The following is an 18807-nucleotide window of genomic DNA, read 5'->3' as shown; positions in this document are numbered from 1 at the left end:
TTAAAATAATTTACCAGATGCTCTATACGTGCTATATAGCATCCTACTAATTTCTTTTCCATTTTGATAAACCACTCTGTAACCTTTATTATCATTATAATTGATATTTGTACTAGCACCATTAATTACAGAGTTCCCTCTTGCATCATTTCCATACATAACAAATCCATCAAATGCAACAACCGTTGCGTTTGGATGAGCTTTAGATATTTTTTTTGCCATAGACTTATTTCCAGAGCCTCCCTGGCATATAAAGAGATTTACTGTAAAAGCTCCAAATCCACCTTCTATTTGTTTTTTATATGCAGGGCTTACCTTTGACATTCTTGTATCAAAGTCTTCTGCATTATCAATCATCGGACCGCCAGTTTTATAATCAGCAAAAAAACCATCGCCTTCACCATCAACTCCTCCATGACCATAGACATCAAAAATTCCATCTCCGTTTTGATAGTTTTCTGGTTTATTTTTTTCATTAAATACTCCAGCAAAATTAGAATGGTCACGTGCGAAAAGACTGACTGGTGGTTCATTACTACTGTTACCATCACTATCTTCATTTTGGCTCTCACCCCTAATAGGATCTGTCCAATGTCCTCCGTTTTGATTTAAATAATCACTCTGAAACATAGTATCGTCCCCACCGTCACCTCTATCACCTTCTGCCGTACTCATAGCACCTGCTGATCGTGCCCCTCTTGGCGCCATACCATCAGGATCAATAAAATACACCGGATTATCAAAAGCATAATTATATGGACTGTGTCTTCGCATTTGCTCCGCTAGAGGATCAATATTCATCCAACGCCCAAGTGCAGGGTCATAGTTACGAGCTCCATAATCATACAAGTTCAGTGATAGCTCGTCTTGGAGCTCTTTTCCATTGTATTTATATTTATAATCACTTGCTGGATTAACATTATCCCCCTCGTGTTTTAAACCAAAAGGATAATAATTGTTTTCTTCAAGAATTTCAAGAACATTTTGAGCATTCTTTTTATAGCTCACACGTACATTCCCTAAATGGTCGGTATAATTAAATACATAATTATAGCTGTTTGCTCCATTTACAGGTGTGTTGTTAACATAACCTTCTGCTGTTGGAAAATACTGCAGTACATCGTTTTTATACTGAAACCCTCCCAAATACTTAGTTTGAGTTATAATTCCTTTATCAGTTACAATTTTCTCTAGTTTTTGCCCAGTTGCGTTGTAAATATAGACAATGTTATCTGCTCAATATTTTCCTCGCGCGCGTAACTACTTTTTTAAAGAACGTCCTTTTTCATTTTCTTACTTTGTAAAAATAGCAAAACATATAGTACATATACTCAATTCAAATTTAAAAAAAAGATAATTTTTCGTACATTTTTTTGTTTTTAAAAATTCAAGCAATTTTCACATACATTTCTTATTATTAACTATTTGCTTTGATATTGGGTTTATTTTTTTAAATGATTTTCAGAGCTTTTTGTTTTTTATTTCAAATGAAAATTAAAAAATCTTCCAAAAAAACAAGCTCAGGATTAATGCTTATCGGGGTGATTTAGGTTATTCTAGCGCATAAAAAAACCTCGCCAGTATTTTGACGAGGTTGGATTGGTTTATATGATTCGCTTTGTGGGCACGGAAAGAATTTCCGCGCTATCGTTGCACATATCTGAGCGGTCGGGGTATTTCTATTTGAATTTCATTACTATCAGTTTTCATTGTTGGTTCAGATTTTACTTCATCTCCTTCGTCTGGGTAACTAATTATTTAGGAACATATAGTCTTAGATAATAACAGTAAAAGCCACTCCTTTATGGAATGGCTCTTACTCTCTAAAATCATGGTAGTAAATGTTTTTATCAACATTACCTATTTGATATATTACTTTTTAAAATACAATGTTTCAACAATGATAAGAAGGAATAAAAGTAAAATATACCCCAAAAAAAATAAATTGTCTTTCCAAATTGGACGGTTTTGTGACTCGTAATAATCATCAATCTCATAAATTAATTTTGATTTAATAAAAACAAAATAATTGAATAGAATTCCTAATACAACAAAAATCCAACCGAAATATTTTATAAAATAGTTTGGGAATTCTACTTCATATCCAATAGCTTTAAATAATACTCCTATTATCAATAAATGAAATAATTCAAAAATACTAATAAACACTAAAAAGCCAATCTCAACAGATACTGTTTCTTCTTGCATTTTTGCAAAACGAAATAGTTTATAAAACAAAAAATTATATATTTTTTTCATAAAATCATTTTATTTATCAATGTAATTATAAAGTTGGTCTCCATAAGTTGCTTCTAAAGCACTTAATCCAAAACCAACAACTAGACCAAGTCCTGGAGTAACTGCATTTAGACCTACTTCAATTCCCATTATAGATGATTGAATACCTAAACGTGTTGCACTACCTAAAGTTGGCTTGTCATAAAATTGATATGCGGCATATCCTATTTGAGAAGCATTCCCTAGTAAAGAGACCGCTCCAGTAACTTTTAGTAATTTTGCATCTAAAGATGCAGTTTCCAGTGTGGTAGATAAAGCTCTTCTGCTAAATGCTTCGGTAGTTGATATTGTAGCACCAGGCAACTTTGCTCCTGTTTCAAATATTCCTGCCACTGCATTTAATGGAGTAACAACATTTTTATTTACACTATCCCATGTTGAAGAACCTCCAATAACAACTTCATTTAATTCTTCCGCTGGCAAATCAATACCATTCGGTAAACCATCTGAACCTGTATGTTGTGCGTTTCCTGTATCAGTTCCTTGTCCTTTTTTTGATGGATCAATAGAATTATTACCACCACTCTTGTATATATCTGTCCAATGTCCTCCGTTTTTATTTAAATAATCACTTTGAAACATCGTATCGCCTCCACCGCCACCTCTATCACCTTCTGCCGTACTCATAGCACCCGATGATCGTGCACCTTTTGGTGCCATACCATCAGGGTCTATAAAATACACCGGATTATCAAAAGCATAATTATATGGACTGTGTCTTCGCATTTGCTCCGCTAGAGGATCTATGTTCATCCAACGCCCAAGTGCAGGGTCATAATTACGTGCTCCATAATCGTAAAAGTTAAGCCCTAGCTCGTCTTGCAGTTCCTTACCATTGTACTTATATTTATAATCACTTGCTGGATTAACATTATACCCCTCGTGCTTTAAACCAAAAGGATAATAATTGTTTTCTTCAAGAATTTCAAGAACATTTTGAGCATTTTTTTTGTAGCTCACCCGAATATTTCCTAAATGGTAGGTATAATTAAACACATAACTATAATTGTTTGCTCCATTTACTGGTGTGTTGTTTACATAGCCTTCTGCTGTTGGAAAATACTGTAGTACATCGTTTTTATACTGGAATCCTCCCAAATACTTAGTTTGAGTTACAACCCCATTATCGGTTACAATTTTCTCTAGTTTCTGCCCCGTTGCGTTGTAAATATAGATAATGTTATCTGCTCAATATTTTCCTCGCGCGAGTAACTACTTTTTTAAAGAACGTCCTTTTTCATTTTCTTGCTTTGTAAAAATAGTAAAATATATAGATTATATACTCAATTAAAAGAAAAAATTGATAATTTTTCGTACATTTTGTTGTTTTAAAAAAACTACAAATCTTTACATACATTCTTAATGCTAAACGATTTACTTTGATATTGAGCCTGTTTTTTCAAATGATTTTTTAGAACGTTTTGATTTTGATTTCAAATGAAAATTAAAAAATATTCCAATAAAACAAGCTCAGGATTAAAGCCTATTTGGTATGATTTGGAGTATCTAGCGCATAAAAAAACCTCGCCAGTAATTGACGAGGTTGGATTGGTTTATGTGATTCGCTTTGTGGGCACGGAAAACATTTCGGCACTATCGTTGCACATATCTGAGCGGTCGGGTCAATAATTAACAACCAACACATCTGATACATCGTCTATTTTATCATTACCTTGATGCATTAACAAATGTTCCGATATCAATAGTTGAATTATCATTTACTTTATGTAATAAAAAATGAAGAGTATCTATTTTAGTGTTTTTGGGGTATCTTATCATAAACACTCCATTACCAGAACCTAAATTACCAAAATGCTTTTCCTCTATTTTCCATTCTAATAAGTATTCACTTTTCTTAAACTCTTTTCTTGTTTTTTTTAATTTCAAAACAATTTGATTATTTGGAGATAATGCAACTTTTCTTTTTTCTCCGTTTATAACTTTATAATGCCAAACTTTTTCAATCCATACAGAATCAATAATATCTAAATCTCCCGTTTGCAATTTATTTGCAGTCGAGAGGTAAAACCCATTTTCTTTTGAATTTGAAATTGTTGAAGATGCTTGAGGTGTTGCTGTATTGAATTCATTACAACTAATAAACATTATCGCTATAATGCATAGACTAATTAAAACTTTCTTTCTCATTTTCTTGACAATATTGTTCGTGGCACATTCTTATTTGCCTGTTTTACGGAATAGTACATCTCATTTGGAACTACTCCATTATATAAAGCTGCTCCTGCAGAATAACCTCCAAATCCTTTATATTTATCAGGGTCAACCGTTCTTATACCCAATTTATTTAAGGTTTCATTTACGGCTTGTCCGCAATTATTAAAAATAAGTGAATATTTACTCAATGCCTGTTTTGTCATTTCCTTTTCTCCTTTTTCAGCTGTGGATGATTGTATTTTAATTACTACACCTTCCTTATATTCCGAATAATCCTTATCAGCAAAAAAATCATTAATAGTATGAAATGTGTCTTTCCTAGCATACAAAGCAGGCCCACCAGTCACTGGATTATTGCCACTATTAGAATTTTCATCGTCGTCTCTACCCTCTTTTGAAATAAATACCCATCCCGTATCGTCATTACCTACTAATAAAGCATTATGTCCAAAACCGCCTGCTCCTTTTGGCGCATTTACTACAGCAACATAATCACCTTTCTTGTATTGCTCTTGTTTAGGTGTAGAAATACCTTGACTTGCCTTTGCTTCTTCAAACGATACTTCTTTATCTCTATCTTTATAAACTCCTTTTCTTCCTGAATTATGGGCATCCCAATCGTAAGTAGCTAGCATTCCATCTGGGTCAATAAAAAATACAGGATTGTTATAACAATACGTATATGGTGACCATCTTCTAGACATTTCAGCTAATGGGTCAATATTCATCCAACGTCCAAGAGCAGGGTCATAATTTCTAAAACCATAATCGTACATTCCAAGTCCCAGCTCATCTTGTAGTTCTTTCCCATTGTACTTGAATTTATAATCACTTGCTGGATTAACATTATACCCCTCGTGTTTTAAACCAAAGGGATAATAATTATTTTCTTCAAGAATTTCAAGAACATTTTGAGCATTCTTTTTGTAGCTCACACGAACATTTCCTAAATGATCGGTATAATTAAATACATAATTATAGCTGTTTGCTCCATTTACTGGTGTGTTGTTTACATAGCCTTCTGCTGTTGGGAAAAACTGCAGTACATCATTTTTATACTGAAATCCTCCCAAATACTTAGTTTGAGTTACAACTCCATTATCAGTTACAATTTTCTCTAGTTTTTGCCCACTTGCATTGTAAATATAAACAATGTTTCCCTTTGTGCCAAATGTTATTTTGGTTGGTAAATTAAAATGATTGTAACGAATTTCTGTGATGTTTTTGTTTTTATCACTGGTCATATTTCCGTTGGCATCATAATCATAGTCATCTCCGTTTTTATTACCATCAATAAAGCCTTTAGCATCGTTACCACCAGGGCTATCGGTTACCTTAGTGAGTTGGTTTGAATTCTCATTTTTATAGTCATAAGTTAAATCATCTATTTGAAAATTTATTGATGGTGTATCGCTGTCTCCAAACCTTTGAAGAAACATTATATTACCATTTTTATCATAACTTAAACTCTCATTATAAGCGCCTGGAACTGGGATATTTTCCTCTGGTTTTTGGTAAATTGCCTTTTTCAATCTATTAAGATCATCATATTGATATCCATAGGAACGTAAACCGAGATCAGAATTTACTCGCCAGAATGTTTCTGCAATATTACCGTTGTACAATGATTTTATATCAGTATTTCTTGTTGCACTGTTATAGTTTATATTAAAAGCAAATAAGTCTTTAGGATCACTATTCTGTTCTAAATTATCTATTTTATTTATTCCTGTTAGCCAGCCTCTTATATTGTAGCTATAATCAACTTTTTGCAGTGGATTCCCTGTATTGTTCCCTACTCTTTTGTATTTGAGTTGTCCTAATTCATCATAGTTATTTTCAGAAAGAAGCTGTATTCCGCCCCCATTTATCTCATGGGTATGCGTAAACAAACGATCTTGTGCCGTATAGGTAAATTCTTCTTTTATGATAAGCTCTGTTGCTGCTGATGCGCGCTTGTGTTTGGTAATTGTGTATAACGTTTTTCCTGTAAAATCAAGTTTATTATCCGTGATGGTATATCCACTTAAGTGGTTTTGTAAATAACTGCGTATTGGTCGGGCTTTATCATCATAAAAAATACTGCTAGTTTCTCCCGAAATGGAGGCAGCTGTTGTTAATACTCTTGTCCAACTGCCTGTTGCAAGTCCTTTTGTATTTTTCAAAACGGTTTGCCCTTCAACTGTTGTAGGAACACTAGCTGCGTTTGGGTAACTGTAATTATCATAATAATTTACGGTTAGGAGCGTGAAACTCGTTGGTTCAATAGTATTACTATAATTTACAGCAATTTTATCGATAGTACCAGAAGTTTGTTTGGTTTCATATAGCGTAGTTGCAGTATTCTGTGCATCTTGCATGGTTTTTCTACTTGATGCATTCGGGGTTGAATTTAACCAACCTGTATAAATTGGTCGGTTAAACGCATCGTATTTAGTTATTAACCAACCTACGGCTGTATCGTTATTAAAAGGAGAATTGGCTGGTCCTGTAGCCACAGGACGGTCTAGTTTGTCATATACTATAAACTCCCATTGCTTGCCTGGTACTTTCTTTTCGGCCAAACGGTTGCGATTATCGTATTTGTATTGGTAACATAGTCCGTTTAAGACTTCTTCGGTTATAGCTCCATCTGCCTTTGGCGGAATTACATAGGTTAGATTTCCGTATTTATCATAAACATAGTAGGTATCGTGCTTTATGGCTGATTCGTAGGTTCTTTTTAGAATAACCTGTCCTTCTTTGTTCTTAAACTCTTCTGTTCCTACTTTTGCACCTGGTGCAGTATTCTCATCGTAGGTAATAGTTTTATACAGCTCATTGGCTGCATAATTTCCGTTATCTGAAAAAGCTATTTCATACAATCCTAATCTCGCATTCCAATTTGCCGATGCTGTATAAAGTTTCACTTCATTAGCATCATTGGTTTTATAATCAAATTTAATTTCGTGACCACTATTCATCGCCCATGCATTTCCTGGAGCTGCTTGTTTTAACACTCGGCTTAACGGAGAAGATTCCAATTTCTTTTCTGAAAAAGGATTGGATGTGTTTTCGTATTTTCCGGTATTATAAAAAGTCATTGCAGCGTTTATTGCTGTTTGGGATTCTATTCTAGGATATTGATTATTAGAATTAGGGAGCGAAAAAGGCAAATATTCTTTTTCTTGTCTTCCAAAGGGATCATATTCTATTAGGGTTACAATATCTTCCCTATTACCACCTTGTCCTATGGCAATAGTTTGTACAGGACGTCCTAAACCATCATAATAGATGATGCTTTGATTTACTTCATCTTTGGTCAATGCTTTTAATTCTTCTTCTTTTGCTTCTTTTTTAGGTCTACTGGTATAAATCAAATTATCATCGCTAAATGTTTGAGCTATTATTTTTGCAACCGGCAACAATAGCAAAACTAAAATTAATATACTTTTTTTCATTTTGTTTGTTTTTGTGGTTAGTTTTCTTCCTCAAAAGGCATAATTGTAAATGAAATATTATCACAATCATAGTTGGTAATAGCCATACCATCCTCTTCTAGTAGCTCTTGACATTCTACCATTAGGCAACTATACTCATTTTGGCATTGGGATAAACCTTGTTGAGCTATTTCATCGGCATCTATTTGAGAAATAGTCGAAGTAAATTTTCCCGAAGGAACATGATAAGCTACTTTAAAAAGTCCAAAATCTTCCGAAAACAAACTAAAATTACCTCGTAATTCTTCATTTTGATAGGTACAATAACCATTGGCATTTACATATTCTTGACCAAAATTATTTAAATTGACTTGAGCCTGAGCATCGGCATCGGCTTGTGAGATTGTCGAATTATATCTGTCTTCAGCAATTGTATAATACATTGTAGCAGGTATGCCTGTTTCTCCACAATCATTCTTTGTAAAAAGCTTACTTATGCCTTTATTCCTGTAAGAACAAACGCCATTGTTATTAGCATATGCTTGTCCATTTTTGCTTATATCGGCTTGCGCTTGCGCATCAGCATCTGCCTGTGAGATACTCGAACTAAAAGTTCCTATGGCTACTTTGTACATAACACTGGCCGATGCTCCTGTACTACAATCATTTTTTGTATAAATTTTACTTATTGCAACATTTTTATAAATAGATGCCTCTGGTAGTAAATAATCAATAATTTGCCCTTTATAGTTGTAATAATAGGTTTGTACAATATTTAAATCCTGATCTTTTATATATTGTAATCGGTTAAACTTATCATAATGATAATAAGTACTGATTCTACTTGGGTCAGTTATACTTGTAACCCCTACAAGTGGGTTATAGGTATAAGTAGTTATAAAAGCATTTGGCAAAGTAGCTCTAAATGCATCCAGACCATTTCGCAGTAACTGTTCGGTACAATTAGCTGACATGCAATTATCATCATCGGCATTTGATAATGCCTGTAAACTTGTTATTGTTTCTAAGGGGATTGAAGCATAAGTAGCATTCTCTATTTTAGCAATAGGTTGTGTTTTATTATATCCCCAAATAATAGACACAGGAGTTCCTCCCTCTAAAGTATATTGCACAAGATTACCTTTATCATCATATTGATCAAAAGTGATTTTTTTATCAGTACTGTTATTAATATTGCCTACACCTTTATTTGCATAAATATATCTTGGTAATAATAAATTACTGGTTGCTAAACTTTTGTCATAAACAGTCTTTTGTTCTGATAATTTAGTTACTCCATTATAAGATAGTGTAGTAAGCGGAACTCCAACTATATTTTTATCTTTTAACTCATTTACAAATGGTTCACTAGCCACTATCGCGTCTTGTGGGTAGAGATACTTGGTTTCGAGTCTTTCATTATTACTGTTACTCGTCTGCATTCTGGTAACTTGATTATGCACTGGATTTTCAAAACTATAGGAAATTGTTTTTTTAGTAGTAATTTTTTCATTTTCATCATAATTAGTTTCCGTTGTACTCGTTATCACTTTTTTTCCTAATGAAACCTTGCCTGTAAAATAAAAAAATTGCGCACTGTAATAATCTATACTCTTTCCCTGAATATATGGCTCGGGTGTAAAATTTGGATCATAAGGACCATAAGGATCACTAAAAATATTAAAAACTAAATTATATGGTAATTCAAGTTGTTTTAAAATAGTATATTTATTCTCTACACTTTTAATTTTTTTTAAAGTATTAGAGGTATCTCTTTTATAAGTAATTGTATTGATTAACGAGCCATAATTCCAGGAATCATTTTTATAATAAGAAAAATCATATATGTTAAGTGTATACTTAAGCATTAAGGTCGAATAAGGATAATGTAATATAAAAAGAGGATGCCTGAATGTCGTAGGAGCATCTATAATGGTCCTTTCCGAAATTATATTTTGGTAATAATATTCTGTCTTACCATTTGTTACAGATGTATTAGGATTAATTTCAGTTTCTATTATTTTACCATAAGTAATGTTGGGACTACCACCAATATTATTGTTGTACAATGCCGAAGTTGAACAGACAGGTGTAGATTCTTGAATGCCTGGATTATCAGTTAATATGATATATCGTTTATAAGAACCTAATCCTTCTTTATTTAATATATTCTCTTCTTGATAATCAAATCGTTTTATGCTCACTGGAGTAATAGCTCCAATTTGATCAAAATTTTCTATCGACTTAATACGCACCCCACCTACAAGCTTTGTAGTGATAACTTCTTTAAATTCCGAATACTCCTCCCATGATGCTGTAATACTGCTTATTGGGCAACCATACGCACCAATATTTCCTGTTCTAAATTCGTTAGCAGATAAAGTATGGAACGAATCACTAAATTCTCGAGTATAAGTAAAATTACCTCCCAAAGTAAACGGTAATGGTCTAAAAAAAATTTCAGAATCAAATGTTACATTTGTACTTCCTCCATTTTCATCCGTTGCAGGCATAAAAGAAATAATTAATTTTCCACTGCCGGGAATATAGTTTTTAGGTGTAAAAGTAGTATTTGCAGTGTGAACTGTACAATTTTTACTATCATATCCATAAGCAACAACACTTGCGGTTCTCGGAACAATCGTAGGAATTGATTCTTTTAAATCATATTTATTGGCTTCATATTCAAAAATTGAATAACCTCCTTCTGGGTATGTTATTTTTTTAAAATTCCAGATTGCATTAAAGTTTCATTAGCCTTTCTATCTCCAGTACCAAAATTGATTATTCGCGTATTCCCCACTTGATTATTCAAATCCATCTTTGTAGGAGGCATTAATGACCCAGAATTATTATTTATATATCCCCAATAATCCTGTTTGTTAGTTCCTCTTAGAGGCAGTTGAATATTGTTATAATCAAAAACATATTTAGTATTGGTCTGACTATCTATTATTTCCTTTAATCGTAAAGATTTATTCCTGCTATTAAAATTTCTACTTCCCTCATAATCTGAATTGTGTTCAACTGATGTGACGTTCCCACCAGACCTTACATAATAATCGTAATTAAAATTCGATTTTTGAATTAGAAGACTTTTATTGTTAAGTACTGAATAAACTTCAATAGAATTTAATTTATAATCTAAAATTAAATCTTCTCTATCAAGCGCAGAAATAAAATCTATTCTTCCGTTTGAAAAAGTGATAGATTGCAAAAATTGCTTTTTGATCTTGGTACTTACAGGGTAATTTGTCCTTATCCAAGAAGAAACTGTAGCTGGATATAAATTCTCAGAGGCAACAACTGGGTAATCATAGCTATCAATTGACTTATAGTTAAATGAAATTATTTCTGTACCATTTACAGAGATAATTTCAGTTAGATACCAGGCAGAAATAAAGTCCGTTCCTAAAGACTGAATTGATTCCGTAGGATTTGATGTTACTTCTACTGATTCAACTCCTTTAAGAGTTTTACCAAATTTATAAATTGTACCATCGTCTTTAGTAATCTCAATTTCGTTATCTGAAATAATTTTAACCTTAGTATTTTGAAAATCCCTAAAGTATGCTTTATAAGAATCGTTTTGATCAAAATAAAAAGATCCAGACAATCCTGGTGCACTTACGATATATTCGTCTGGTGCGGTATCTTGTTCTCCTTTTTGCATTAAATATAAAGCTTTGTAATTTTCATGATTAAACACTAAACCAGTAGATAACATAGGAATAGGTGTCCAGTATTTTTGTATTCCAAGTGCTTTATCGGGTATGCCTTTAGTATTTCTTACAATCGCTCCACCTGCACCTAAGTTCCATCCTAATCCCACCCAAGAAGCAGTCTCATTGAGTTGTATGCCCGAAGTATTATAGCTAATAGAAATGGGTACTGTAATTTCTCTGGTTTTGATAGTGTATATAGGAACATTCACATTGAGTCTGCCTGTAGAATAATCCACAGGGTACAGCCCTTGTTTAGCAAATGATGCTGCATTGGGACTTACTGGAAAATAATTAGGTAAGTCTTTTGTTACTTGTCCATTCGAGTTATAACTAATAAAAATTAGAGTATAGAGGTATATGATTTTTTTTATTATATTTTTCATTTTCATTAAAATTTGATGTTATTAAATGATTTTTATCACCTAATTTTTCCCTCTTCTTATTACTTTAATACCATCTGTTTTTACATTGGTTTTTATATTAACGATATAAATACCTTCTGGATATTGTCCTAAATCAATAGGAACGGTTCTATCGGTAATAGGAAATTGCTGTAAGATGCGGCCAGCCATATCAACTACTGTAGCAGTCCCTTTTTCATATTCATAGCCTATGATGATATTAGTGAATGTTACTGCAGGATTTGGTATTGCTTCTATATCTATTTTAACTTTTTCTACCTTGGTCTTGTCTTTTAATTTAACTACCCAAAAATCATTTCCTCCTATACTACCATTTTTATCTTTGGATGCACTAGAGTTTGAGGTTCCTGCCATAAGATAGCCTCCATCTCGAGTCTCTATGAGTTTGCGTAAGATATCTTCGCCTGCACTCCCTACTGTTTTCTTCCAGAGCTCCTCTCCTTTCTCATCTATTTTTAAAGCGATATAATCGTTGATTCCTGTTTTCTCTTTATTTACCAATCCCATAGCTTTTCCTGCTAGTCCTTCTGTGGGATGTTTGTTTTCACTTTGGGCATACCCACCTATCAAATACGTGTTGTCTTTATTTTCTACAAGCGAAGTCAGGATATCTACTTTCCCAAAATTGTAGGTTTTACTCCAAACGACTTCTCCTTTTTCATCTAGTCTTACTACCCAATAATCGGTACCGTCTCCTACCATTCCACCCAATGTAGTAAGCGGTTGTGTGCTATTTGAGTTTCCTCCTGCAATATAACCTCCATCTTGGGTTTGATGAATGACATACAGTTGATCGTCTCCATTACTGCCATAGGTGTTTTGCCATTCTATGGCTCCAACAGCGTCAATTTTTATAACCCAATAATCTCCTATTCCTTTGTTGGGTTCTGTTTTATCTCCAGATTGTGGCGAATTAGAATAGCCTCCTAGGATATAGCCTCCATCTTTGGTTTGTTCCATGCTTCGAAGTAAATCAGCATATTGGCCTCCATAGGTTTTTTGCCACTCTACTTCTCCTGCCTTATTCAGTTTTACTATCCAATAATCCATGTTTCCACGGCTTTTTTCTGATTTGCTATAAGGATCTGGTTTAGCATCTAAGGCTTCCGGTACATGCAAGCTGTTAATAATTGGACTCGAACTTGAGGAACCTCCTAACATATAGCCCCCATCTTTGGTCTGAAATGCGCAAATAAGCTCATCTTGACCGCTTCCACCAAGGGTTCGTTGCCATAATTCTTCGCCTTTGGCATCCAGTTTTATGACCCAATAGTCAGTAAGGCCTTTAGAGGGAGCTGTCTTTTGAAAATCGTTAGGTGAACTTGAAGTTCCTGCGAGTATGAAACCACCGTCTCTTGTGTTTTTTATGCTTTGTAGTAAATCAAAGCCACTTCCTCCAAAGCTTTTTTGCCAATCGAGATCGCCCTTTTCATCCATTTTCCAAATCCAATAATCTAAATCACCATGATTAGTATCGGTTTTGTTTCCTGTTTTACCTGATAATGAACTACCTGCGAGTATAAAACCATAATCGGCTGTAGGTTGTGCATCAAAAAGGTAATCGGCATGTTTGCCTCCATAAGATTTCTCCCAAAGAATGTCTTGGGAATGCATCATTAAAGGATAAAATAAGAATAGTAGTAGGTAGTTTTTTTTCATATCGAGCAGGAATTAAGAATATAGACAATTACTTAATTGTAAGTAAAAACCTAAATTGTATTACAATAATAGGAATACTTTTCGGTAACAACAATAAAAATTATAAAAAATTATAATAATAAAACTACAAAATTTTAAATTACCAATAAAAAAAGTAAGAATAAAAGCTAATAATTAAGAAAAAACACCAGAATCAACTATTGAGCTAAGTAAAGACAAGAAAAGGGATCCCCTCCCTTTTTAGTTAGAATTATAAAGAAATGTTTATTATGTAAATGTTATTCTAAAAATTAATAATGCGATCAATTTATAAAGTCATGAAATTAGCTAGGCTAATACTTCTTTTTTAAATTAAAAAACCCCTTTACTGATTTTAGCAAAGGGGCTACTCAATTATGAGTAAGAAATATAAAATATTGGAGGACTAATGATAGTTGTAAATACAAAAGTTTTGTAACTGACGCTTATTCTAAAAAATTATTGAGAATCATATAGACAATAATTTACAAACTTCAGAAACAATTCATGGTTTACAAATGACAATAGCTAATCTTTCAGAAGAAGATAAAAAGAATTATAACTAATCCATTATTATGGTATAGATTCACAATAAATATACAAAGCTAATAATGTTGGCATTAGTATAACCGAAAATGAAGGTCCTTAAAAAATACAATAGTAAAAAAAGTACCAATAAATAACCGCAGTTCTATTAGGTTTATTTACAGTTTTTATTGAAAATCATTCTTTAGATAAAATAGTCAGTAAATCATCTAAATTTTTAAGTGTCATAGTAAACCCTTCTATAAATCCCATTTCAATCATCTTTTCTAAGCGATCAAGAGATTCATTATAGATACTAATATGTACAGTTGTTATTCCGTTTTGCTCATTAAAACTCAGATCCCATTCAGAACCAAGCGGTTCTATATTTTCATCTTTATCTGCAAAAGCACTGAACATTTTGAAATTAGTTTTGGGGGTAATAGAAGTATATTTCTGAATTGACCAATGCTCCTCTCCTTCTGGACTCACCATGGCATAAAATCGGTGTCCTCCCACTTCAAAATTCATAAACTTTGTTTTCGATGACCATGGTTTAGGTGCCCACCATTGATCAAGAATTTCTTGTCTGGTAAAAGCATCCCATACCATCAAAAGGTTACCTGCAAATGCTTTAGTTATGCTTGCCGTTTTTGTCGTTTTGTCAATGGTAAAATCAAATAGCAAATCGTTTTTCATTTTTTCTATTCTTTAATTGTTGATAATACTACATCTAATATTCTTATGGCTTTTTAAGGATCGACTCGGTCTATCTGCTCCTTTTAGTAAATAAAACTAGTGATTTATGTATGCAAATATACGAATAAAAGCACTTTTAGTAGTAACTACAATCAAATAGAGATAATCTGTTTAGAAAAAAATCTGACAAAACAAAGAATCAAATAATTACATACAAATCTAATTAACAACAACTTGAACTATATCAATAAATTTAATTAACATTTTTTTTTACAAAAAAACAGTTAAAATTTGAGAGCTAATATTTTTAATATACATTTGTCCTACCTAATTAGTAGAATTAAATACATTAAAAAATATAAAATTTAAGACTCCCAAAATACACTTCGCTTTGATAAAATACGAATCAATAGAAAATCTATTTGTCACCTAAATACAAGAATAAAAAAACTTCAATAAAAAAATTATAAAACTCATACAAGGCAAATCTTGTAAAAACCAATTCAAATAATAGTAATCAAAAAAAAGAAATATGAAGAAACGAATGCAATACAAATAAAAAAAACCATTTCTGTTGCAGCAGAAATGGTTGAGCTTAAAGAAATTGTACATCTCTAGAAGGAAAGCGTAAATGGAATAAATCTGTTTACAGCTCCCTTATTTATTAAACTAAAACAAAGTAATGAAAAAAATAATAAATAGACATATATGCTTATGTATTTTATTGGTTTCTATAGGAATTAAAGCCCAAGAAACCAAAGCATTAATCCAATCTAAACTCGAAGGAATAGTAGTCGATGCTACTACAAAACAACCAATTATTGGTGCATCAATAAACATTAAAGGAACTACACACGGAGCTGTAACAGATTTTGATGGGAAGTTTTATTTCCAAACAGGACAAAAACTACCTTACACATTATTAGTAAGCTATTTAGGATATAAAAAAGCTGAAGTTGTAGTTACTGGAAACCCAGTTACTATTACGCTTACTGAAGAACAAAATGCGTTATCAGAAGTAGTAGTTACCGCATTAGGAATTACAAAAGAAAAGAAATCTTTAGGATATACAACCCAAGCACTTAAAGGCAAAGAGTTGTCAGAAACAAAAGAAACTAATTTTTTAAATAGCCTTAGTGGTAAATTAGCGGGAGTTCGTATCACCAATTCGCAAGGAGATATGGGGTCTTCACGTATAATTATTCGTGGGGAAACCTCTATTTCTGGTAATAACCAACCATTATTTGTAGTCGATGGAGTTCCTGTAGATAACTCCCAATTAGGAAGTGTTGGTGGCGCTACTCGTGATTTCAGAAATGCAATTGCCGATTTAAATCCTCAGGATATTGAGACATTAACAGTACTAAAAGGTCCTAATGCTGCCGCATTGTATGGTTCTCGTGCTGCGCATGGTGTGGTTCTTATAACAACAAAATCAGGAAAAGGTCAAAAAGGACTGGGTATAAGCATTAATTCAGGCATAACAGTCTCTCAAGTTGCTACATTACCTAAGTTTCAAAATTCATTTGGACAAGGATCAAACGGGAAGTTTAGCTATGTAGATGGTAAAGGAGGCGGAATTAATGATGGTGTTGACGAAAGCTGGGGGCCAAAATTAGACGGGCGTCTTATTCCTCAGTTTAACTCAAAAGGAGTAGCAGTTCCTTTTGTAGCGCATCCTAACAATGTGAAGAACTTCTTTAATACTGGTCTTACTTATGACAATAGTATCTCTATAGCCAAATCAGATGAAAAATCAGATTTTCGTTTAGGAGTCAATAATCAAAAACAATTAGGAACAGTACCTAACAGCGAAATAAACAAAACTAACTTTACTGTTAACACAAACTACCAAATAGCTAAAAACGTAAAAATTGGAGTAACAGCCAACTATATTGTTACCACTGCTCCAACTTTGCCAGGTGGTCCATCAGGTAATCGTGCTGCAGGTGTTATGCTTCAGTTTCTTTGGTTCGGACGTCAGGTAGATACTGAGGAACTTAGAAATAATAGAGATGTTAACTGGAACAACAGCTACTATAGCAATCCATATTGGAATGCTTATTACAATACTACTAGCCAACAACGCAACCGTTTTATAGGAGATATCCATTTAGAAGCAAAAATAATAGATGGGCTTCTTTTTAAATTCCGAACTGGAGTTGACTATTACAATGATCGAAGAAAATACGAAATTAAATATGGTACAAACGGAACTCCTTTTGGCTCTTATGCAGAAGATGCTTATACTGTAGACGAAAGAAACACTGAAGGTATCTTTCAATATACTAAAAAGGTAAACGATGATTTTAGCGTAGATGCCCTTGCTGGATTCAACGTACGTAACCATAAAGATGCAAACAATTACCAAAAAGCACCACGTTTGGCTGTACCTGATTTATACACATTGACAAATTCAAGAGATCCGTTAACATCTTCAAACTTGTTTTCTGAATTAAAAGTATATAGTGTATATGCTTCGGCACAATTGGGTTATAAAAATTATGCGTTTTTAAACGTTACTGGGCGTAATGATTGGTCATCGACATTACCACGCAATAACCGTTCTTATTTCTATCCTTCTATTAGTGGTAGTTTGGTAGTATCTGATGCTTTGAATCTAAAAAGCAATACGCTTGATTTCTTAAAATTACGTGGTGGATGGTCTGAAGTAGGAAACGATGCAGATCCGTATCAATTGGCTACAGTTTACAATTTTCAAGCTGCATTTGACGGAAATCCAATTCAAACATCTTCTAAAAAGAAGCTTAATGAAAACTTGAAACCTGAAACAACTCGTTCTACCGAAGTAGGTTTGGAATCTTCTTTCTGGAAAAACAGATTGCATCTTGATGTTGCCTATTATAACACCAATAGTTTTGACCAAATTTTAGAAATAAAAACGACTACAGCTAGTGGTTATGATTCACAATTAATCAATGCAGGTAAAATAAACAACCACGGTATTGAAATTCAATTGGATGGAACTCCTATTCAAACTCCTAATTTTAAATGGAATGTAGGTCTGAATTATTCAAAGAATATAAGTAAAGTAGATATTCTTGACTATGAAAAACAGATTCAAAACTACACCATTGCTAGCTCTGGCGGCGTAGATGTATTAGCATCTGTAGGGCAAGCTTACGGTGCGCTTTACGGAACAGCTTACCAGCGTGACGCAAACGGAAATATAGTGGTAGGTGCAAACGGATTACCACAAGCAGATACGCAAAAGAAAGTATTAGGACATTATACTCCTGACTTTATGGGAGGTATTACAAATACATTTACATATAAAAATATAGAACTTTCATTTCTTGTTGATGCAAGAGTTGGTGGAGAGCTTTTTTCAGGAACCAACAGAACCGGTAATTATACAGGTGTATTGGCTCAAACCCTTCCTGGTCGTGATGCTGCAAATGGTGGTTTAAATTATTATGTAACAGGAACTACAAAAACTTTGCTCCCAAATGGAACTGCGGCTCCAGCTGGGTCGGCTGTATATGATGATGGAATGATCTTTAATGGAGTATATGCTAATGGAAGCCCAAATACTTCAGTGCTTAGTGCGCAGGAATATTACAAAGCGTCATACAATATTAGCGAAGCTTATATTTATAGCTCCACTTTTGTAAAACTAAGAGAAGTAAAACTTAGCTACAATTTTAACAGTGATTTTGTTAAGAAACTTGGTTTTCAAGGTGCAAGTATCACTGCAACAGGCCGTAATTTATTCTTTATTTACAGAGATGTACCCAATATCGACCCAGAATCAGCTTTCAATACCGGAAACGGACAAGGTTTAGAGAGTTTGGCTTTGCCAACTACCAGAAGTTTTAGCCTTAATGTTAATCTTAAATTTTAAAA

The 18807-nt window shown here is 33.2% G+C and carries 10 protein-coding genes; 1 reads left to right on the top strand and 9 read right to left on the bottom strand.

The features are described from left to right. The 9 genes from EAG11_RS22760 to EAG11_RS05805 form a co-directional block, all read right to left on the bottom strand. Positions 1 to 1146, bottom strand: coding sequence for an RHS repeat domain-containing protein (locus tag EAG11_RS22760; RefSeq protein ID WP_371414628.1), 1146 nt, complete (start codon positions 1144 to 1146; stop codon positions 1 to 3). A gap of 726 nt (positions 1147 to 1872) precedes the next feature. Beyond that, positions 1873 to 2259, bottom strand: a complete 387-nt coding sequence (locus tag EAG11_RS05840; protein WP_129538331.1) for a hypothetical protein — start codon at positions 2257 to 2259, stop codon at positions 1873 to 1875. A 9-nt stretch (positions 2260 to 2268) separates the two neighbouring features. After that, positions 2269 to 3396 (bottom strand): RHS repeat-associated core domain-containing protein, encoded by a 1128-nt coding sequence (locus EAG11_RS22755; protein ID WP_371414627.1) that lies wholly within the window; start codon positions 3394 to 3396, stop codon positions 2269 to 2271. Between the two features lie 570 nt (positions 3397 to 3966). Further along, positions 3967 to 4446, bottom strand: a complete 480-nt coding sequence (locus EAG11_RS05830) for a hypothetical protein (protein ID WP_129538329.1) — start codon at positions 4444 to 4446, stop codon at positions 3967 to 3969. Beyond that, positions 4443 to 7913, bottom strand: a complete 3471-nt coding sequence (locus EAG11_RS05825; protein ID WP_129538328.1) for a DUF6443 domain-containing protein — start codon at positions 7911 to 7913, stop codon at positions 4443 to 4445. Before EAG11_RS05825 ends, EAG11_RS05830 begins: the two co-directional genes overlap by 4 nt. 17 nt (positions 7914 to 7930) lie before the next feature. Then, positions 7931 to 10405: a DUF5977 domain-containing protein gene (locus EAG11_RS05820; RefSeq protein WP_129538327.1), complete on the bottom strand. Its 2475-nt coding sequence runs from the start codon at positions 10403 to 10405 to the stop codon at positions 7931 to 7933. Between the two features lie 203 nt (positions 10406 to 10608). Further along, a complete protein-coding gene (locus tag EAG11_RS05815; protein WP_129538326.1) occupies positions 10609 to 12000 on the bottom strand; it encodes a hypothetical protein in 1392 nt (463 codons plus the stop codon). A gap of 39 nt (positions 12001 to 12039) precedes the next feature. Next, the gene (locus EAG11_RS05810; protein WP_129538325.1) at positions 12040 to 13698 is read right to left on the bottom strand and encodes a T9SS type A sorting domain-containing protein; all 1659 of its coding nucleotides are present in this window, start codon (positions 13696 to 13698) and stop codon (positions 12040 to 12042) included. A 741-nt stretch (positions 13699 to 14439) separates the two neighbouring features. Beyond that, positions 14440 to 14940 (bottom strand): SRPBCC domain-containing protein, encoded by a 501-nt coding sequence (locus EAG11_RS05805; RefSeq protein WP_129538324.1) that lies wholly within the window; start codon positions 14938 to 14940, stop codon positions 14440 to 14442. A 682-nt stretch (positions 14941 to 15622) separates the two neighbouring features. Here EAG11_RS05805 and EAG11_RS05800 point away from each other — a divergent pair. Then, entirely contained in the window at positions 15623 to 18805 is a 3183-nt protein-coding gene (locus tag EAG11_RS05800) for a SusC/RagA family TonB-linked outer membrane protein (RefSeq protein ID WP_129538323.1), read from the top strand. Positions 18806 to 18807: the final 2 nt, after the last annotated feature.

Source organism: Flavobacterium sp. 140616W15 (assembly GCF_003668995.1).
Classification (GTDB): domain Bacteria; phylum Bacteroidota; class Bacteroidia; order Flavobacteriales; family Flavobacteriaceae; genus Flavobacterium.
Note: the sequence above shows the minus strand (reverse complement) of the source record. Positions and strands in the feature narration are given on the sequence as shown.